The following is an 18,434-nucleotide window of genomic DNA, read 5'->3' as shown; positions in this document are numbered from 1 at the left end:
ACGCAGGGACCCATAACCACCGATACCAGTTGTTACGAAGACAACCGACACCATCGCCTTGCCGATGGGCCGCAGCGTATGGGTCCCTGCGTTCGCAGGGACGACAATGACCACGGTGCCGATCAGCTAATGCCGCGTTGTTCGCGGCAGCGTTGTTGAGCGCGATCAGGCCATCGACGATCCGAACTCAGACAACAGCAACAGTGCGCGCCCGCCACAGCGCACTGCCGAGCAGCAAATATATCGCGCCCGTCCACATCGCCTGCCAGTTCTCGAACCCTTCGTTGAAGACGATATAGACGGCTGCCATGGCGAGCAGCCCGGCAAACACGGCCTCGGAGAGCGGCCGCTCGCCGGATTTCGAACCGTTGAGAAAGGCCAATGTCCAGAACGGCACCACCGCCATGGTCAGGGCGGCGAATGGGAAGTCGCGCCAGCGCGCGTCGAATATCAAGCTGAGTGCGGTCTGCGCGGCAATGAGCGTCGTCACGATCAGCGTAATGCCCATCATGTTGGCCATGAAAAATGGGGTCAGGCCCTTGGGCGGTCCCAACACTTCAAGAAACGACGGAAGCCCGCGCCCGGACATCAAGGCATAGGTGGACAGCAGCGGTGCAGCGGTGGCTGCAGCCAGCAGCAAGCCCTGAACCAGCCAACCGCCCAGCCCGTAGCTTTCGTGGAGCATCTTGTCGGCGCCCACCCCCAGCAAGATCCCACCAGTGGTCGCGGACACGGCGACCGCGAGCCACGATGCCAATGGCGGCCGCGACGGCCGGCGCTTCAGCGTGAACAAGGCTACTGCGAATACGCCGATGCAAAGAAACAGCCCGCTTCCCATCTGCAGCTTCCAGAACGGATAGTTGCTGATAGCCACCCCGGCCGGATATTTCAGCTTGCGTTCGGTCCCGTCGAACAGCCCCCAATAACCGCCCACCGTTCCTTCCCAGCGGCGCTTCCACGGTTCGTCATAGGCCTCGAACAGATTGACGCGAAAATTGTCCCGTCTCGCGCGTTCGAGAATCTCGGAAATGAAACGCGCCTGATTGACGCGGGAAGCCAGCGCGCCGTCGCGCATCCGCCCATGGCTTGGCCAGCCGGTTTCGCCGATCAGGATCTCCTTGCCGGGAAAGGCTGCCGCCAACTGCTTGCGAATGTCATCCACATGTGCGGCTGCATCTTCGGCGCGCGGCGGAACGTCCTCCCAATAGGGCAGGAAATGGGCAGTGACGAAATCGACGTCCTCTCCCACTTCGCGATAACGCAGCCAGAATTCCCAGACATCGGCATAGGTCACCGGCACGTTCACGCGCGGTTTGACCGAGCGGATAATCTGCCGCAGGTCGGATACGGTCATCTCCCCGCGCAGCAGCACTTCGCTGCCGACGATCACCGCCGTGACCGTGCCGGGATGATCCTTGACCAGCGAGACCGCGATGTCGGCGAGCTGGGCGTTCTTCGCCCGATCGCGTCCGATCCACACGCCGAGCAGAACCTTCAAGCCGACCCTGGACGCTAGCTCGGGGACCTTGTCGAGCCCGTTGTCGATGGAATAGGTGCGGATGCATTTGGAGACCTTGGCGAGTTCGCGTAAGTCCTCCGCGATCTGCTCCGGGCTGACGATGAGCGTCGGATCATGCGGCGTCTGATCGCCCCTGAACGGCGCGTAGGACACGCACTCCAGCTTCGCCGCATCATCGATCGGCGCGCGCGTCAGCGCCACCGGCGTGGCCAGCCACCACCACGCCGCGGCAATGATGCCCAGCGATACAACAAGAAGCGCCAGCGGCGTGCGAATGCCGATCGGTCCTGCTCCCAAGTGAATAGATCCGCCTGTTTAGCCCCGTGCGACAGCCCTGTCGACCCGGCCCGCGTACACAATTGCGCTGGATCGCCGAAGCAGTGATATAAGGCTTGCTACAAACACGAAGCATCAAGAGTAAGCCTTGTTTTGCTCAAAATTGATTCCGCGCGGCGAGGGAAAAGATGCCATTCATGAGATTTTCCCGGCGCCAATTTGGCAGGATTGCAGGCTGGTCGGCGCTTGCAACGTCGATGCTGTCGACCGGGCCGGGACTGGCTCAATTGGACGAAGACACCGGAGCGCGAAATCGAAAAACCTCTTCCGGTTTTCCGAACGGTTTTCTGTGGGGTACGGCGACCTCCGCCTATCAGGTCGAGGGCGCCGTGAACGAAGATGGCCGCGGTCCATCGATCTGGGACCGCTTCGCCCACACGAGCGGAACGATCTCCGACAACAGCAACGGCGATACTGCGACCGACCACTATCATCTCTACAAGGAAGACATCCAGCTAATGAAGGCGCTGGGCACAAAGGCCTATCGATTCTCGATCGCATGGCCGCGCGTCTTCCCGGAAGGGGTTGGCTCGCCAAATCCAAAAGGCCTCGATTTCTACAACCGCCTTGTGGACGAACTGTTGGCGAACGACATCAAGCCGTTTGCGACGCTGTATCATTGGGATCTGCCGCAGGCGCTTCAGGACCGCTTCGGCGGCTGGACCTCGCGCGATACGTCAAAGGCATTTGCGGATTACGCAGCCCACGTCACGGGACGGCTAAGCGACCGCGTGAAGCACTTCTTCACCATCAACGAATGCTCCAGGCTCGTCCATCTCGGCCATGAATTTGGCGCCGATGCGCCGGGGCTCAAACTATCCCCATCGGACGTGAAGCAGGTCCGGCACAACGTCGCGCTGGGCCACGGTCTCGCGGTTCAGGCGATCCGGGCCAATGGGCAGGCCGGAATCAGGGTCGGTCCGGCGGAGAATGCCGTGAGCTGCATCCCGGCCATCGAAGCGCCTGCGAACATCCGCGCAGCCGAGATCGCGACGCGAGAGCTCAATGCAGGCTATCTGACGGTGATGCTCGAGGGAAAATACACTGATGCATATCTCGCGCAGGCCGGCAAAGATGCTCCGAAATACACCGCCGAAGATCTGCGCATCATCTCCTCCCCGATCGATTTTGTCGGGCTGAATGTTTACATGCCTGATCATTACGTCGTTGCTGCCGACAACGAACGCGGCTTCACACTGGCGCCATTTCCCAAATCGTTCCCACACATGAAGGCGAGCTGGCTCAGGCCCGGCCCCGAGGCCATGTACTGGGTGCCGCGCCATGTGGCCAAGCTGTGGAACGTGAAGTCGATCTACATCACCGAGAACGGCACGTCGGGGAGCGACCAGCCGGCAGCGGACGGAACCATCTACGACGTCGATCGCATCATGTACTTGCGCAACTATTTGACGCAGTTGCAGCGTGCCACGTCCGAGGGCGTGCCCGTGTTCGGATACTTCCTGTGGAGCCTGATGGACAATTTCGAATGGTCCGACGGATATGAACAGCGCTTCGGCCTCTACCACGTCGACTTCGATACCAGGCGCCGCACACCCAAGCTGAGCGCGGCTTTCTACCGCGAGACGATCGCGCGAAACGCGGTGGTGTAGTCAGGCGTTGCTCAATCCTTGCGCAAGCCCTTGCCCAGCGCTTCATACATGATCGTCTTCAGCGCCAGTTGAATTCGCCCGCCCTGGGTCGGGGCCTGCACCATGAAGACAACGAGCATGTCGTCCTTCGGATCGACGAAATAGAAGCTGCCGCCGGCGCCGTCCCAGCGGTATTCGCCGAGCGGCCATGTCGTATTCGGCGGCGGCGAGGTGCGTACGGCAAAGCCAAGGCCAAAGCCAGAGGTCGGGCCCGGGAAATAGAAGGGGTCGTGAATGATCCTGGTCTCTGGCCCGATCTGATCCGACGTCATCAGTGCGACCGTTTCGGGCTTGAGGTACCGCTTGCCGTCCAGCTTGCCGCCATTCAGCAGCATTTGCAGGAAGCGGGCGTAGTCGCCAGCCGTCGAGACCAGTCCTGCGCCGCCGGATTCCCAGCGCCGCGCCACTGTCGGCTCCTTGATCCCGGCCACCCGAAGACGATCGATGGGAAAAGGCTGGGCGATGCGCGGCCACTTCACCTGATCTGCGACATAGTATGCTGTCTCCGACATGCCGAGCGGATCGAACAGTCTCTGCTTCTCGAATTGAAACAGCGTCTGCCCCGAAGCCATCTCGACGACACGGCCGAGCACGTCGGTTGAATGGCTGTAGTTCCAGCGCGTCGCGGGCTGATCGGCGAGTGGCAGCGTCGCGATCCGGTCGGCAAATTCGGCATTGTCGAAATCGCCGGCGTACAGTTGCGGATTGGCGTAGAGCTTCTGCACTGCGGTTTCGCCGAAGAAGCCGTAAGTAATGCCCGACGTGTGCCGCAGCAGATCCCTGATCGTGATCGGGCGCTTCAACGGCTCGAGCTTGAGCGGGTACTGTCCTGCTTCATCGGAAAGATCGACGCCGACCTTTGCATCGGCAAAGGCGCGAATGTATTTCGACACGGGATCGTCGAGCGCCAGCTTGCCGTCGTCGACCAGCATCATCGCGGCAACCGAGGTGACGGCCTTCGACATCGAATAGATCTGGAAAATCGTGTCCGGCGTCATCGGCTGCCCGGTCGCGGGATCCCGCACGCCGAAACTTTCGAGACAGACCGGCTTGCCGTGCTGCTGGATCAGCAGGACTGCGCCGGGAATCTTGCCGGTCGCGACCTCGTTGCGAACGTAGTCGCCGATGCGGTCAAGGGCCGCGCGGGAAAACGTTGGCGCGTCCGGCGCCGTCGGCTCGGCCCGCACCCCATGCGGCGAGCCGCCGAGAAAGAGAAGCGCGAGCGCCGCCGCAACGAGGCAGCGCCCTGCCTTGCCGTCAGTTCTCCAGCGCTTCATAGACCAACTGCTTCAGCGTCCGCTGGATGCGCTGGCGTTCCGTCGGCGTCTGCTCGAGCAGCACGAAGAACATGTCCTGCTTGCGGTCGACCACGAAATAACAGCCGCTGGCGCCGTCCCATTTCAATTCGCCCAGTGATCCCGGCGGCGGCGGCTTGGCGTTGCCGGGATCGGTGCGCACCGCAAGCCCGAGGCCCATTCCGAAGCCGTCCCCCGGGAAATAGAAATAATCCCGCTCGACCCCAGACCCGGGGCCGACATAGTCGGTCGTCATCAGCTTGAACGTTTCGGGCTTCAGGTAGGTCTTGCCCTCGAACGTGCCGCCATTGAGCAGCATTTGCGTAAAGCGACGGTAGTCCGCCATCGTCGAGTACATGCCGCCGCTGGCGAACTCGATCTTCTTGACATTGGTCGGGTTGGTGTCGCGGCCGACACGAAAGTTGCTGTCGTTCGGTACCGGCAGCGCCATCCGCTTCTGCTTCTCCGGATCGGTGATGTAGAAGCCGGTGTCGACCATGCCAAGCGGATCGAGCAGCCTTTCGCGCATGATCGTGAACAGGGATTTTCCGGACGCGACTTCCATCACCCGCGCCAGGATGTCGGTGGAATGGCCGTATTGCCAGAGCGCGCCCGGCTGGTTGTGCAGCGGCAGTTTGGCGATCCGCTCGGCGAACCCGGCCAGATCGAAATCTCCGTCATAGATATTGGCGGCCGCATAGGCCTTGCGGACCAGGGTGTCGCCGTAGAAGCCGTAGGTAATCCCCGACGTATGCACCATCAGGTCGCGGACAGTCATCGGCCGGGTCGGCGGCACCAGCTCAAGCGTCTTGGTGCCATCCTCGGCCTTCTTCTCGACGCCGACCTTCACATTCGCGAAGGACGGAATGTACTTTGAGACGGGATCGTCGAGCTTGATCGTGCCGTCCTCGACCAATTGCATGGCCACGACCGACGTGATCGCTTTCGTCATCGAGAACAGGCGGAAGATCGTCTTGTCGGTGATTGGCTTCTTGGACTCCACGTCCTGAACGCCGAAGGTTTCGTGGTAGACCGGCTTACCATGCTGCTGGATCAGGACGTTCGCGCCCGCGATCTTGCCGGTCGCCACCTCATTCCCAAAGAACTCGGTGATCTTGGCAAGCTTTTCCTTGTTGAAGCGCGCGCCTTTGGGAATATCGAACGTGCCTTCGGCGCGGACCTGTGGCGCAACCGCCAGCATCACCGCGCCGCAGGCAAGCGCGCGCAGCATTTGACGCAAGTTCATTGGAACCCCCTCCAGAATTCAGAAAGGAGTGTAGCTGCGGCGTCAGTCGGCGCAAGGGCTGCCAAAGGCTGCCAGCGCCTCTTCATGCAACCGAGCGCTGTCGCGGGAGAAGCAGCAGAAGATAACCCTTGTCACGGCAGGAGCTGCGGCCAGTCCATCGACGACGGTTGCGACTGCGATGCCCGCCGCACGGTCGGCAGGGAAGCGATAGACGCCCGTAGAGATCGCGGGAAAGGCCACGGATGAGAGCGCATTGGCCTGGCAGAGTTCAAGGGAGCGCCGATAGCAGGAGGCGAGCAACCCGTCCTCCCCAGCATTGCCGCCGTGCCAAACCGGCCCGACGGCGTGGATCACATGCCTGGCCGGCAACCGGTATCCTCGGGTGATCTTGGCGTCGCCAGTCGCGCAGCCGTTTAGCGTTTGGCACTCGCGCTTCAGTTCTGGCCCTGCCGCCCGATGGATCGCACCATCGACGCCACCCCCGCCGAGGAGCGACGAATTCGCCGCGTTGACGATGGCGTCAACGCGCAAGCTGGTGATGTCGGCGACAATGACTTCCAGCCGCGCCTGGCCGATCTGGCGCGCGGGACCGCTCAGGCGGAAGCCGCCGCGTTGACGGTGACGCCCTTGTCGACAAAGAGCTGCTGCAATTCACCGGCCTGGAACATCTCACGGATGATGTCGCAGCCGCCGACGAACTCGCCCTTGACGTAGAGCTGCGGGATGGTCGGCCAGTTCGAATATTCCTTGATGCCGTTGCGAAGTTCGGCGGATTCCAGGACGTTCAGGCCCTTGTAGCCGACGCCGACGTGGTCGAGGATCTGCACCACCTGGCCGGAGAAACCGCACTGCGGAAACTGCGGCGTGCCCTTCATGAACAGGACGACGTCGTTCGACTTCACTTCGTTATCGATGAATTGTTCGATGCTCATATTCGCTTCCTTTTGGGGCACAACCCCCTGCGGCTTCGCCTGACCGGCCGGCTGGTCCATGTAACCCGGTTATTTGCCATATATGTAGCCCAAACCGTTGTTCATCCAAAGTAAAATGGCGGGTAGCTGGCATGCGCGGGTCCGGAGCGGGCCCCCTGAGCGACCGCTGCCTATAGTCTGACGGCATCAATATCATAGTGGCCGAAGGCTTTTTTCCCGGAACGGAACCCCTATTTAGGACGGACTGCCCGCCGGGAACCAGTTTCCCGGACTAACGTTCTCTCCTTTCACCGGAGACACCAGTGACGAAATCAGTACCCGCAGCGTCCCTCGCCACCGCGCAGTCACTTTTCTCCGATTCCGGCACCCTCGCCCAGAATTTGGTGGAAGCCTATCTGGCCGTGCGCGGCGAGACCGAGCGCCGGGCCGCCCCATTGAGCCCCGAGGACCAGCTCATCCAGTCGATGCCGGACGCCAGCCCGGCCAAATGGCATCGCGCCCACACCACCTGGTTCTTTGAGCAATTCCTGCTCGGTGAGCACTGTACGGGTTACCAGCCCTTCCACCCTGATTATGCGTTTCTGTTCAATTCCTATTACGTCAGCGCAGGACCGCGGCACGCCCGCCACCAGCGCGGCCACCTCACCCGTCCGAGCACGGACGAGGTCACCGCCTATCGCCGGCATGTCGATGCTGCCGTTGTGAGGTTCTTCCAGACCGCCGGCGAGGATCGTCTCGCCAAGCTCGTCCCGCTGGTAGAGGTCGGTCTTAACCACGAGCAGCAGCACCAGGAATTGATGCTGACCGACATCCTGCACGCCTTTGCCCAGAACCCGATCCCGCCGGCCTACGATCCGTCCTGGCGCTTCCCGGCGTCGCATCGCGGCGGCGGCGAATGGGTCGCCCTCAACGAGGGCATCCACACCGTCGGGCACTCCGACGACAGCTTCCATTTCGACAATGAAAAGCCCGCGCACCGCGCCCTCGTCGGCCCGGTCAGGCTCGCCCGCAACCTCGTCAGCAATGCCGAATGGCTGGCCTTCATGAAGGACGGCGGCTACGGCACGGCCACGCTGTGGCTGATGGACGGTTTTGCCACCGCAACCAACAAGGGCTGGGAGGCGCCTGGCCACTGGCGCCAGGTCGACGGTGAATGGCGGATCATGACGCTCGGCGGGTTGCAGCCGATCGACCCCTCCGCACCGGTCAGCCATGTCAGTTATTACGAGGCGGACGCGTTCGCACGCTGGGCCGGCCACCATCTGCCGACCGAAATGGAATGGGAGGTCGCCGCCCGCGCCGGCCAGCTCAACGACGCCTTCGGCATCGTCTGGCAGTGGACCCGCAGCTCCTATTCCCCCTACCCCGGCTACCGCGCCATCGAGGGTGCGCTGGGCGAATACAACGGCAAATTCATGGTCAACCAGTTGGTGCTGCGCGGCTCCTCGCTTGCAACTCCGGCCGGCCACAGCCGTATCACCTACCGTAACTTCTTCTATCCGCACCACCGCTGGCAATTCACGGGGTTACGCCTCGCCGACTACGCCTGACCCAACCTGGATCATAGCGCGCCGGAAAGCGCGTTCAGGAGAGTATCATGAATGTGCATGCCGCCGCTTTGGCCCAAAGCTACCCGTTCGATGAGCAGACCTCCGCCTTTGCCGGCGACGTGATCGGCAACCTGTCGCAATTTCCCAAGCGGCTGTCGCCGAAATATTTCTACGACGCCGCAGGCTCCGAGCTGTTCGAGCAGATCACCGTTCTGCCGGAATATTATCCGACCCGCACCGAGCTCGGCATTCTGCGCAGCCGCGGCGACGAAATCGTTTCCATCATTCCCAAGGGCGCCGCGCTGGTGGAATTCGGCGCCGGCGCCACCACCAAGGTCCGCCTGCTGTTGGCACGCTGCGCTTTCGGCGCCTATGTCCCGGTCGACATTTCCGGCGACTTCCTGAACGCGCAGGCGAGCGCCTTGCGCAAGGATTTTCCCGATCTCGGGGTCTATCCGGTTGCCGCCGATTTCACCGCGCCGTTTGCCCTGCCGGCCGAGATCGAAGGGATGCCCAAGGTCGGGTTCTTTCCGGGATCGACGCTCGGCAATTTCGAGCCGAATGAAGCGCGCGCCTTCCTGCGCAGCGCGCGCGACATTCTGGGCGAAGGCGCGCAGATGATCATCGGCGTCGATCTCGAAAAGAACGAGCGGGTGCTTTACGATGCCTATAACGACGCCGCCGGCGTCACCGCGAAGTTCAATCTCAACGTCCTGGTCCGCATCAACCGCGAGCTCGGCGGCAATTTCGACGTTTCCGCCTTCATGCACCGCTCGGTCTACAATCGCGAGCGGCATCGCATCGAGATGCACCTGATCGCCAAGAAGGCGCAGACCGTGCGCATCCTCGGGCGAAATTTTTCATTCCGCCCCGGCGAAAGCATCCATACCGAATCGAGCTACAAATACAGCCTCGACCGCTTCACCGCGCTGGCGAGCGACTCCGGCTGGTCGGTGCGGGAATCCTGGACCGATCGGGACCGGATGTTTTCGGTCCACGCGCTGGCGGCGTCAGGCTGAGGATTGGTCGCGAGCTCTGCGGTTCAGGTCTTTGTAACTCACGTCTTGCAGTCCGATCTTGTACGATGCGGTCGCGGCCTGCGTGTTGGAGCGATCCGTGGAGCGCCGGATATCCAATCATCGAACAATCGGTCTGCACCGAGCAACCATGCGTGGATGATCCGCCACTTGTCCTGACCGCGAGACTGGAAATCCAGTAGCGGCGATCCGGTGTCCTGCAGTTCGTGGAAGAACTTCAAAGAATCTTTTCCAGTAGGCCGGTCCTGCTCGATCGACTGCGCTAGGATCCAGCGATCCCACTCCTGAATAATGCGTACTCTTGCTTCACTTTGTTTCATAGGCGCGTATTCCCACCACGGCACCCCGTGGGCACTGAGTGAATCGCGCTGGTCAAACGGTGAAGGAAAGGTGCTAACGCCGCCGCGCGTCAATGCACCTTGCCAAGCTCACTATACCAAACTTCTTAACAAGTCTTAACTCTTTATCAGCATCGCCCGCAAAACGCCTCATCTGCGCTCTCGTTTCCCCTTCGTGCCGTCCGACTTTTGACGCGGACTCAGCCGAACCTCCTTGGCACCTTGGCTGGGGGGAGTTCATGCCAGGGAATATCAGTCATGGGGAACGCGTATCCAGCGTCCAGCAATCGGAAGCAATGCACCAGTTCGTCCTCTGTTCGCGAGGGTACAGCCTGGGACCAGGAGGGGGACACCGAGCGGACCGCGCTGATCGAGGAGAACGCCAGGCTTCGGGCGCTCGTCGTGCAATTGTCCGATCTCGTCCTTCGAAACGTCGTCGATCATAATAGCCCGTCGTCAGTGCTGCCGGTCAGGCGGTCGCTGCCCGACTAGCGGTACTCTTCTGCTGGGCCGGATCGCAGCGAGATCGATTCCCAGACCCCGACCACGATCATGATCGCAGTGGTCAGGATCGACATCACCAGCGGCGACAGCTCGCTTGCGAACCAGGCGAGCACGCAGAGCGCGATGATACCGCCGCCGTGCGAGAGTTGCAGGAAGCGGCGAAAGCTGTACTTGAACAGGATGGTCCCGAACAGAAACAGCAAGGGACCTCCGATCGCGCTCAGTACCGTCTTGAGATCGGAATGACCGCCCGGGTGCTTCAGCACCAGTTCGTCCGCCACCGCCGTGACAATGATGCCGGCGACGATCGGCATGTGCAGATAGGTGTAGGCTAGCCGCGCCAACCTGCCCGGCTCGCTCGATTTTGAAAGCTGCTCGGACCCCGCCTCGGCGCCGATGTGGAAATAGATCCACCACATCGCGAGGCTGCCGCCGAAGGCCGAGACGAACGCCAGAACATTTTCGGTCGTCCACGTCAGTTCGGCAAAGGTCGCGCCGATGACGACGATGGATTCGCCGAGCGCGATGATGATGAACAGCGCGCAGCGCTCGGCCATGTGGCCGCCTTCGATCATCCAGTCCGCGACGGAGGACGCGCCATATCGGGGAATCCAGAACCGCACCGCCGGCGAAATATATTCGATGACGAGCGCAATGGCCCACAGCGTCAACCGCGACTGACCTTCCATCACCCCGCCGGCGATCCAGAAGATGGCCGACGTCGAAAGCCAGGCTGCGATCCGGATGGCATTCATGCGCGTCCGCGGGCGCGACGGCGGCGTGGACAACCACAGAAATATCGTCTTGCCGACCTGCATCGCCGCATAGGCGATGGCGAACCACAATCCCCGCGCTTCAAACGCAGCCGGGATCGAGGTCGACAACACCAGCCCGCCCAGCATCATGGCAAACAGCAGGAGCCGGACCGGGGTTTTTTCGGGATTGAGCCAGTTGGTGATCCAGGTGGTGAAGACCCACACCCACCACACCGCGAGAAACAGCACCGTGACCTGCAGCGCACCCAGCAGCGTAAAATGGGCGAGCAGCGTGTGCGAGATCTGGGTAACCGCAAAGACGAAGACGAGGTCGAAGAACAGCTCGACATAGGTGACGCGGCTGTGCTGGTGCGGCACGATCGCGCGAAACATCGCGCCGTGCGGATTGTCCGTCATCGGTGCCCCCGCGTGGTCCGTCGGGCGCTAACCCTCCGGAACTCCAGTCTGCAGCGCCAGCGCATGCAGCAAGCCGCCCATCTGGCCCTTGAGCGACTGGTAAACGATCTGGTGCTGCTGCACGCGCGACTTGCCACGGAAGGATTCCGAGATCACGGTCGCGGCGTAGTGGTCGCCGTCGCCTGCGAGATCGCGGATCGTCACCTCAGCATCGGGGATAGCTGCCTTGATCATCGATTCGATATCGTGGGCATCCATCGGCATTTCCAGCATGTCTCCATCAGGTGTTTCGAATCACGGCCGGCTCGCGCGACCGTGAGGGCTGAACCTAGCGCGTACGCTCTTCTAGGTCACGCCTGGCGGCACTATATTCCGGGCTGAACCGTTTGACACCGCGAGATCCGGTCGCGCCCGGCCACGCCGGGCTGACCGAAAAAGAGGCTCAAAACCATGAAATTGCCCGGTCCCGACCATCCGATCACGATTACGGCAACCCCCAAGCGTATCAGGGTCTCGGTAGGCGGTGTGGTCATCGCCGATACCACCCACGCGCTGACCCTCAAGGAAGCCAGCTATCCGGCGGTGCAATATGTGCCGCGCGAGGATGCCAATATGGCGCTCTTGGCCCGCACCGAGCGGACCACGCACTGCCCCTACAAGGGGGATGCGAACTACTTCAGCATCAATGCCAACGGCAAGAGCATCGAAAATTCGATCTGGACCTATGAGACGCCCTTCCCGGCCATGGCCGAGATCGCCGGCCATCTGGCGTTCTATCCGGACAAGGTGACGATCGAGGAAGTGGGGTAGTACGAGGCGACGTCATTCCGGGGCGATGCGAAGCATCGAACTATGGGGCGCCCTTGCGCCCCTGAGAATCTCGAGATTCCCCGGTGCGCAATTGCGCACCTGAGGTCTGGTCCTTCGGACCATCCCGGAATGACCGCGGAGAGCTACACCCTGAATATTGTGAGCCCGAGGATCAGGAGCACCAGGAAGATCACGACGAAGACATAAAAGAGGAAACGGGCGATGTCGGCGGACGCCTCCGAGATTCCGGTGAAGCCGAGAATGCCGGCGACGATCGACACCAGAAAGAAGATCAGCGCCCATTTGAGAATTGTCATTGCCTGCTCCGCGACCGCTGGGGCCACACCAGTGGTGGCCCATAAATTTCACCTGACCTAACGGCCGGTTGCACCGCCGGTTCCGATCAGCCCGGGGATGCGGGGTCGCCAACGCCCGATTGGGCCTTGCTGAATCGGCTTCCGGACGGCAACATTTGACCACATAGCCTGGCCGGGAGGCCCGCATGACATCGATTTCCACCGTGGGGCATGCCGACGTCAGCGCAGTGCCCAAAGCCAAATCGCGAAACCTTTCGCTCGACCGCGCCCGCACCTTCCTGACGCTGGTGGTGCTGCTCCACCACGCCGTCATCCCCTATACCTATTTCGGCCATACCGATCCGACGTACTTCTTCGGCTTCGACATGATCGTGCTCGCCACTGACAGTTTCTTCATGGCGATGTTCTTTTTCCTGTCGGGACTGTTCGCCTGGTCCGGTATCGCCCGGAAGGGACCGTTGAGCTATTTGGCGGACCGCCTGCTTCGGCTTGCCCTGCCCTTCGTGATCTGCGCGTTCACGGTCATTCCGCTCGCCTATTACGCCATCTCCCTGCGGCACCATCCCGAGATCGGCTTTTCGGAATACTGGTGGAATATGATCACGAAGGGCCCGTGGCCGAGCGGGCCGATCTGGTTCCTCTGGGTCCTGTTCAGTTTCGATGTGGTGGCCTGCATCCTGTATCGGCTGTCACCCAACCTGCTCGATCCGATCAACCGCCTCTCGCTGCATGGCCGTCGCCGGCCCGCCGTGTTCTTCGCGGTCATGCTTGCCGTCACCGCTGCGTTCTACATTCCCGGGCTGGTTCACTACGGACATAGCAGTTGGTTTGAGTTCGGGCCGTTCTCGGTCCAGCACGGGCGCGTGATGCTCTATGCGAGCTACTTCTTTTTCGGTGCCGGCATCGGCGTTGCGCAAATGGATCGCGGGCTGCTCGCGGCAGACGGCCGGATGGCGAAGGTTAGCTGGGACTGGATGGTGCTGGCGATCGTTCCGTATTGCCTGTTGTGGGTGCTGATCTTCATCAAGCGCGAAATACTGGGCAACCCGTCGCCGTTGCCGGACTGGTATGAAGTGCTCTATGCCATCTGCTTCACTGTCTTCAGCGTGGCCATCATGTTTCTGATCCTGGCCATTTTCCAGAGGTTCAAGCAATCAGGCTCCGCCAAGCTACTCGATCCGATGCAGGCCGATGCCTACGGCATATTCCTGGTGCACTACCCGATCGCGCTTTGGCTGCAGTACTGGCTGTTCGACTATGACCTGCCGGCGATCGTCAAGGCCACGATCGGGTTCGTGCTGACAGTCGCGGCGAGCTGGGCGCTAACGCGAGCGTTGCGGCAGATCCCGGGCGCGACGAGGGTGCTTTGAAAATCCGTAGCCCGGGTGGAGCGCAGCGCAACCCGGGATTCGCCGAGGCAGCGGTCCCGGATTTCGCTGCGCTCCATCCGGGCTACAAAATCAGGACGCCTTGCCGCTCATATAGGCCGGCAGCCAGCGCTCGAACGCCGTCTTGAGCGCGCTCACCGCCACCTGGCCCTCGCCGGCAACCGCAAGCGCATCGCCGCCCGTGGTGCCGATCCGCGCACACGGCACGCCCGCGCCCTTCATCTTGGCCAGCACCAGGCCGGCATCCGCCGCAGGCACCGTCACGATGTAGCGCGCCTGATCCTCGCCGAACCAGTAGGCGTGCGGCACCATCGAGGCTGGCGCGGCCAATAGCTGCGCGCCGATGCCGCTTGCAATCGCCATCTCGGCGAGCGCGATCAGCAAGCCGCCGTCGGAAATATCATGCACCGCGGTCGCAGTTCCGGCGTGAATCATGCCGCGCACCACGTCGCCGTTACGCTTTTCGGCAGCCAGATCGACCGGCGGCGGTGCGCCCTCTTCGCGGCCGCAGATATCGCGCAGGTACACCGACTGTCCGAGCCAACCTTGGGTGTCGCCAATCAGCAGGATGGCTTCGCCTGCCGACTTGAACGCCAGCGTGGCGGATTTGGTGAAATCGTCGAGCAGGCCGACGCCACCGATCGAGGGCGTCGGCAGGATGCCGCGACCATTGGTTTCGTTGTAGAGCGAGACGTTGCCGGAGACGACCGGGAAATCGAGCGTGCGGCAGGCCTCCGAGATGCCCTTCAGACAGCCGACGAACTGGCCCATGATTTCGGGACGTTCCGGATTGCCAAAATTCAGATTGTCGGTGATCGCCAGCGGACGGCCGCCGACCGCGGTGATGTTGCGCCAGGCTTCCGCCACGGCCTGCTTGCCGCCTTCGAACGGATCGGCCTCGCAATAGCGCGGCGTCACGTCGACGGTAAGCGCGAGCCCCTTGGGCCCGTCCTCGACGCGTACGACCGCGGCGTCGCCGCCGGGACGCTGCACGGTATTGCCGAGAATGACGTGGTCGTATTGCTCCCACACCCAGCGCTTCGAACACAGCTCGGGCGTCGCAATCAGCTTTTCCAGTGCCGGCATGATCCCGATCGGCGGCTTCACCTCGCGCGCCTGCACCACCGGCAAGGTTGCCGACGGCACATGCGGCCGGTCATACACCGGCGCCTCGTCACCCAATTCCTTGATCGGCAGATCGGCCATGACGTCGCCGCCATGCTTGACCACGAAGCGCTTGCTCGGCGTGGTGTAGCCGACGACGGCGAAGTCGAGCCCCCATTTCTTGAAGATCGCCTCGGCCTCTTGCTCCTTCTCGGGCTTGAGCACCATGAGCATGCGCTCCTGGCTTTCCGAGAGCATCATCTCATAGGCGCTCATGCCGGTTTCGCGCGTCGGCACCGCATCGAGATTGAGATCGACGCCGAGATCGCCCTTGGCGCCCATCTCGACCGCCGAGCAGGTCAGCCCGGCCGCGCCCATGTCCTGGATCGCGATGACGCAACCCTTTTCCATGATTTCGAGGCAGGCCTCCAACAGCAGCTTTTCGGCGAAGGGATCGCCGACCTGCACCGTCGGCCGCTTCTCGGCGGAATCGTCGTCGAACTCGGCGGACGCCATCGAGGCGCCGTGAATGCCGTCGCGCCCGGTCTTGGAGCCGAGATAGACGATCGGCATGTTCACGCCTGATGCCGCCGCATAGAAAATCTTGTCGGTCTCGGCCAGGCCAACCGCCATCGCGTTGACCAGGATGTTGCCGTCATAGCGGGTGTGGAAACGCACCTGCCCGCCGACCGTCGGCACGCCGAAGGAATTGCCATAACCGCCGACGCCGGCCACCACGCCCGCAACCAGATGCCGCGTTTTGGGGTGTTCCGGCGCGCCGAACGAGAGCGCATTGAGGCAGGCGATCGGCCGCGCGCCCATGGTGAACACGTCGCGCAGTATGCCGCCGACGCCGGTGGTCGCTCCCTGATACGGCTCGATATAGCTCGGGTGGTTGTGGCTCTCCATCTTGAAGACCACAGCCTGCCCGTCGCCGATGTCGATGACGCCAGCATTTTCGCCGGGACCCTGGATCACCCATGGAGCCTTGGTGGGCAGTCCCCGCAGATGGATGCGCGACGACTTGTACGAGCAGTGCTCGTTCCACATCGCCGAGAAAATCCCCAGCTCAGTGAAACTCGGCACCCGCCCGATCAGCTTGAGGATGCGCTCATACTCGTCGGGCTTCAGCCCATGGCTGGCGACAAGTTCGGGGGTAATCTGGGGCTCGTTCATGGGTCTCTTCTTAGGAACATCGAGGGGGTGCGAAAAGGCCTTTTATGGCGCATTTCCGCCCTGTCCAGAGCTTTGCGGGGGGAGGTTTGTAGGATCGGCGTTTGCACATCGTTCCCGGATCGGATTTAAGGGCTGAAATACTCAATTGAAGGGCCATTTTTAGTGAACGAACTCCCCAAAAATGCATTTCACCAGCGTCCCGACCTGCATGTCGAAACCGAGGGCGAATTTGCCGGCTGGCGGACCTGGACCCGCGACAGTTTTGAGACCCATAACGGCCCGTTCTGGCACCGGATGGACGAAAACGGCCGCGTGCAATGCGCGTTCCGGGTCGAGAAGAAGCACCTCAACGGCCAGCGCAACGTTCATGGCGGCTGCTTCATGTCGTTCGCCGATTACTGCCTGTTTGCGATCGCCTCTTCCGTGCTGGAAGGACCCGGCGTCACGGTGTCGTTCGCCTGCGAGTTTCTCGACGCCGCGCGCGAGGGCGAACTGGTCGAATGCGAGGGCGAAATCACCCGCGCCGGCGGCTCGCTGATCTTCCTGCGCGGCGTGCTCAAATCGGGCGAGCGGTCGCTGTTCACCTTCTCGGGCACCATCAAGCGGGTGAAGTGGAAGAAGCCTGCCGGCGCCGTTGCCACCTGACACGCCACAGGCCCGTCGCGGCTGGCGCGACTATGCCTTGCTGCTCGCGCTGGCGTGCTGCTGGAGTTCGACCTATCCGCTGACAAAGATCGGCCTCGGCTCGATCCCGCCGATCACCTTCATCTCGGCGCGCTCGCTGATAGCGGCCGCCTTCCTGCTTGTGGTCCTGCGCATCCGCGGGATCCCGATGCCGACGGACGGCAGGGCCTGGAAGTTGTTCGCCCAGCAACAGACCATCAATTCGACGTTTCCGTTCCTGCTGATCACCTGGGCGCAGCAATATGTGCCGGCGGCAAATACGGTGGTGCTGGCCTCGACGACCCCGATCTTCGCCTTTCTCATCACTTGGGGCATTACGCGCCACGAGCCGGCGACGCTGCTCAAGCTCGTCGGCGCCATTCTGGGGCTTGTTGGAACGGCCGCGATCATCGGCCTCGATGCGCTCTCAACGCTCGATGCCAATATCCTTGCCGAGATCGTCATCCTGATCGCCACCATATCATTTGCATGCGCCACGATCTTCGGTTTGCGGCTGACCGACTACGACCCGATGGTGGTTGCCGCGGGCTCGCTATTGTTCGGCGGCACGGTGCTGCTGCCGTTCGCGCTGATCGTAGACCATCCCTGGACCTTGCGGCCGACGGCCGAGGCGCTGGTTGCAACGGCCGCGATGGGAATATTCTCGAGCGCATTCGGCCTGATGCTGTTCTACATGTGCCTGACGCGGCTCGGCACGCTCACCACCAACGCTCAGGGTTATCTGCGCATTCCGATCGGCGTCGGCCTGTCGGTGGTACTGCTCGGCGAATCCGTGCCGGCAAATCTCGCGCTTGGCCTCGTCCTTGTCATGGCCGGCGTCGCCGCGATGACGATTCCGGGCGACCAGTACAGGAAGTGGATCGGCCGCTTGCGAGTAAAACCGAAAGACGGATGAAGGCTAGCGCGGCCTGCCAATTTTTCGCCGCGGGTTTCTTCGACGGAACAGCAATGAACTGTGATCGCCATGCTGGAACGCATGCGAGCGCATCGTGTTGCGCCGTTACGCAGCAAGAAAAGGAGCAATCATGAAACTTGCGACACTGGGATTGGCAACAGCGCTGGCATTCACGGGCACTTGCGCGCTCGCGCAATCCACTGGCGGCTCCGCAGGCGGAAGTCCGGCTACGGGAGGCGCGGCAACGAGCGGCACGACGACGGGATCTTCGACGGGATCTTCCACGAGCGGAACGGCCACCGGCGGTGCGACCGGCACCCCCGACACCGGCATGACCAACAACGCCGGCAGTGCCGCGGCCGGCCGGAATAGTGGAGTGAATCCGTCCGGGAACACCCTTCTCAACCCCTCGCCCAGCGGCTCGACCCTGGCGCCGGCAGCACCCGGCTCGCCCACCGGCAGGTAACAAAAAGCTCCGCATT

18 protein-coding genes are annotated in these 18,434 nt (G+C 62.2%); 9 read left to right on the top strand and 9 right to left on the bottom strand.

Going from position 1 to position 18,434, the window contains the following annotated elements; genetic code table 11:
• Nucleotides 1-187: 187 nt before the first annotated feature.
• Nucleotides 188-1,816, bottom strand: a complete 1,629-nt coding sequence (locus GWE18_RS05430) for a glycosyl hydrolase family 17 protein (RefSeq protein ID WP_275184777.1) — start codon at nt 1,814-1,816, stop codon at nt 188-190.
• Nucleotides 1,817-1,983: 167 nt separating this feature from the next.
• Between GWE18_RS05430 and GWE18_RS05425 the strand changes: the two genes are divergently transcribed.
• Nucleotides 1,984-3,465 (top strand): GH1 family beta-glucosidase, encoded by a 1,482-nt coding sequence (locus tag GWE18_RS05425; protein ID WP_275184776.1) that lies wholly within the window; start codon nt 1,984-1,986, stop codon nt 3,463-3,465.
• Nucleotides 3,466-3,476: 11 nt separating this feature from the next.
• Here GWE18_RS05425 and GWE18_RS05420 read toward each other — a convergent pair whose 3' ends face one another.
• Genes GWE18_RS05420 through grxD form a run of 4 tightly spaced genes read right to left on the bottom strand, consistent with a single transcriptional unit; the run spans nt 3,477 to nt 6,977 of the window.
• Nucleotides 3,477-4,781, bottom strand: a complete 1,305-nt coding sequence (locus GWE18_RS05420) for a serine hydrolase domain-containing protein (protein ID WP_275184775.1) — start codon at nt 4,779-4,781, stop codon at nt 3,477-3,479.
• Nucleotides 4,762-6,045 carry a serine hydrolase domain-containing protein gene (locus GWE18_RS05415; protein WP_275184774.1) on the bottom strand — a complete coding sequence of 428 codons (1,284 nt, stop codon included), beginning with the start codon at nt 6,043-6,045 and terminating at the stop codon, nt 4,762-4,764. Before GWE18_RS05415 ends, GWE18_RS05420 begins: the two co-directional genes overlap by 20 nt.
• Nucleotides 6,046-6,087: 42 nt before the next feature.
• Nucleotides 6,088-6,642 (bottom strand): O-acetyl-ADP-ribose deacetylase, encoded by a 555-nt coding sequence (locus GWE18_RS05410; RefSeq protein ID WP_275185148.1) that lies wholly within the window; start codon nt 6,640-6,642, stop codon nt 6,088-6,090.
• On the bottom strand, nt 6,639-6,977 hold the full coding sequence (gene grxD / locus GWE18_RS05405) for a Grx4 family monothiol glutaredoxin (RefSeq protein WP_057843761.1): 339 nt from the start codon (nt 6,975-6,977) through the stop codon (nt 6,639-6,641). Before grxD ends, GWE18_RS05410 begins: the two co-directional genes overlap by 4 nt.
• A 302-nt stretch (nt 6,978-7,279) precedes the next feature.
• On the opposite strand from grxD, the gene egtB reads away from it, so the two are divergent.
• The 3 genes from egtB to GWE18_RS05390 all read left to right on the top strand — a co-directional run bounded on the left by egtB (nt 7,280) and on the right by GWE18_RS05390 (nt 10,394).
• Nucleotides 7,280-8,527 (top strand): ergothioneine biosynthesis protein EgtB, encoded by a 1,248-nt coding sequence (gene egtB / locus GWE18_RS05400; protein ID WP_275184773.1) that lies wholly within the window; start codon nt 7,280-7,282, stop codon nt 8,525-8,527.
• A 47-nt stretch (nt 8,528-8,574) separates the two neighbouring features.
• Nucleotides 8,575-9,546, top strand: coding sequence for an L-histidine N(alpha)-methyltransferase (gene egtD, locus GWE18_RS05395; RefSeq protein ID WP_275184772.1), 972 nt, complete (start codon nt 8,575-8,577; stop codon nt 9,544-9,546).
• A 614-nt stretch (nt 9,547-10,160) separates the two neighbouring features.
• Nucleotides 10,161-10,394, top strand: a complete 234-nt coding sequence (locus tag GWE18_RS05390) for a hypothetical protein (protein WP_275184771.1) — start codon at nt 10,161-10,163, stop codon at nt 10,392-10,394.
• On the opposite strand, the gene GWE18_RS05385 is transcribed toward GWE18_RS05390, so the two are convergent.
• Nucleotides 10,391-11,578 (bottom strand): low temperature requirement protein A, encoded by a 1,188-nt coding sequence (locus GWE18_RS05385; RefSeq protein WP_275184770.1) that lies wholly within the window; start codon nt 11,576-11,578, stop codon nt 10,391-10,393. The two genes, GWE18_RS05390 and GWE18_RS05385, sit on opposite strands and share 4 nt — an antisense overlap.
• Nucleotides 11,579-11,605: 27 nt before the next feature.
• Nucleotides 11,606-11,842: a BolA family transcriptional regulator gene (locus GWE18_RS05380; RefSeq protein ID WP_057848608.1), complete on the bottom strand. Its 237-nt coding sequence runs from the start codon at nt 11,840-11,842 to the stop codon at nt 11,606-11,608.
• A gap of 186 nt (nt 11,843-12,028) precedes the next feature.
• Between GWE18_RS05380 and GWE18_RS05375 the strand changes: the two genes are divergently transcribed.
• Complete coding sequence (locus GWE18_RS05375) at nt 12,029-12,388, top strand: DUF427 domain-containing protein (RefSeq protein WP_275184769.1); 360 nt, start codon at nt 12,029-12,031, stop codon at nt 12,386-12,388.
• Between the two features lie 143 nt (nt 12,389-12,531).
• Here GWE18_RS05375 and GWE18_RS05370 read toward each other — a convergent pair whose 3' ends face one another.
• Nucleotides 12,532-12,705, bottom strand: a complete 174-nt coding sequence (locus tag GWE18_RS05370) for a DUF1328 domain-containing protein (RefSeq protein ID WP_028349982.1) — start codon at nt 12,703-12,705, stop codon at nt 12,532-12,534.
• Nucleotides 12,706-12,890: 185 nt separating this feature from the next.
• Between GWE18_RS05370 and GWE18_RS05365 the strand changes: the two genes are divergently transcribed.
• Nucleotides 12,891-14,075, top strand: a complete 1,185-nt coding sequence (locus GWE18_RS05365) for an acyltransferase (protein WP_275184768.1) — start codon at nt 12,891-12,893, stop codon at nt 14,073-14,075.
• A 90-nt stretch (nt 14,076-14,165) separates the two neighbouring features.
• Here GWE18_RS05365 and purL read toward each other — a convergent pair whose 3' ends face one another.
• Nucleotides 14,166-16,373 (bottom strand): phosphoribosylformylglycinamidine synthase subunit PurL, encoded by a 2,208-nt coding sequence (gene purL / locus GWE18_RS05360; RefSeq protein ID WP_275184767.1) that lies wholly within the window; start codon nt 16,371-16,373, stop codon nt 14,166-14,168.
• 162 nt (nt 16,374-16,535) lie between these two features.
• Here purL and GWE18_RS05355 point away from each other — a divergent pair, with 162 nt between their 5' ends.
• The 3 genes from GWE18_RS05355 to GWE18_RS05345 all read left to right on the top strand — a co-directional run bounded on the left by GWE18_RS05355 (nt 16,536) and on the right by GWE18_RS05345 (nt 18,418).
• Nucleotides 16,536-17,018, top strand: a complete 483-nt coding sequence (locus GWE18_RS05355) for a PaaI family thioesterase (protein WP_275184766.1) — start codon at nt 16,536-16,538, stop codon at nt 17,016-17,018.
• Nucleotides 17,008-17,952 (top strand): EamA family transporter, encoded by a 945-nt coding sequence (locus GWE18_RS05350; protein ID WP_275184765.1) that lies wholly within the window; start codon nt 17,008-17,010, stop codon nt 17,950-17,952. The genes GWE18_RS05355 and GWE18_RS05350 overlap by 11 nt, the downstream gene beginning before the upstream one ends.
• A gap of 130 nt (nt 17,953-18,082) precedes the next feature.
• Nucleotides 18,083-18,418 (top strand): hypothetical protein, encoded by a 336-nt coding sequence (locus GWE18_RS05345; protein ID WP_275184764.1) that lies wholly within the window; start codon nt 18,083-18,085, stop codon nt 18,416-18,418.
• The last annotated feature ends 16 nt before the right edge of the window (nt 18,419-18,434 follow it).

This window comes from Bradyrhizobium sp. CSA112 (genome assembly GCF_029051645.1).
Taxonomy (GTDB): domain Bacteria; phylum Pseudomonadota; class Alphaproteobacteria; order Rhizobiales; family Xanthobacteraceae; genus Bradyrhizobium.
Note: the sequence above shows the minus strand (reverse complement) of the source record. Positions and strands in the feature narration are given on the sequence as shown.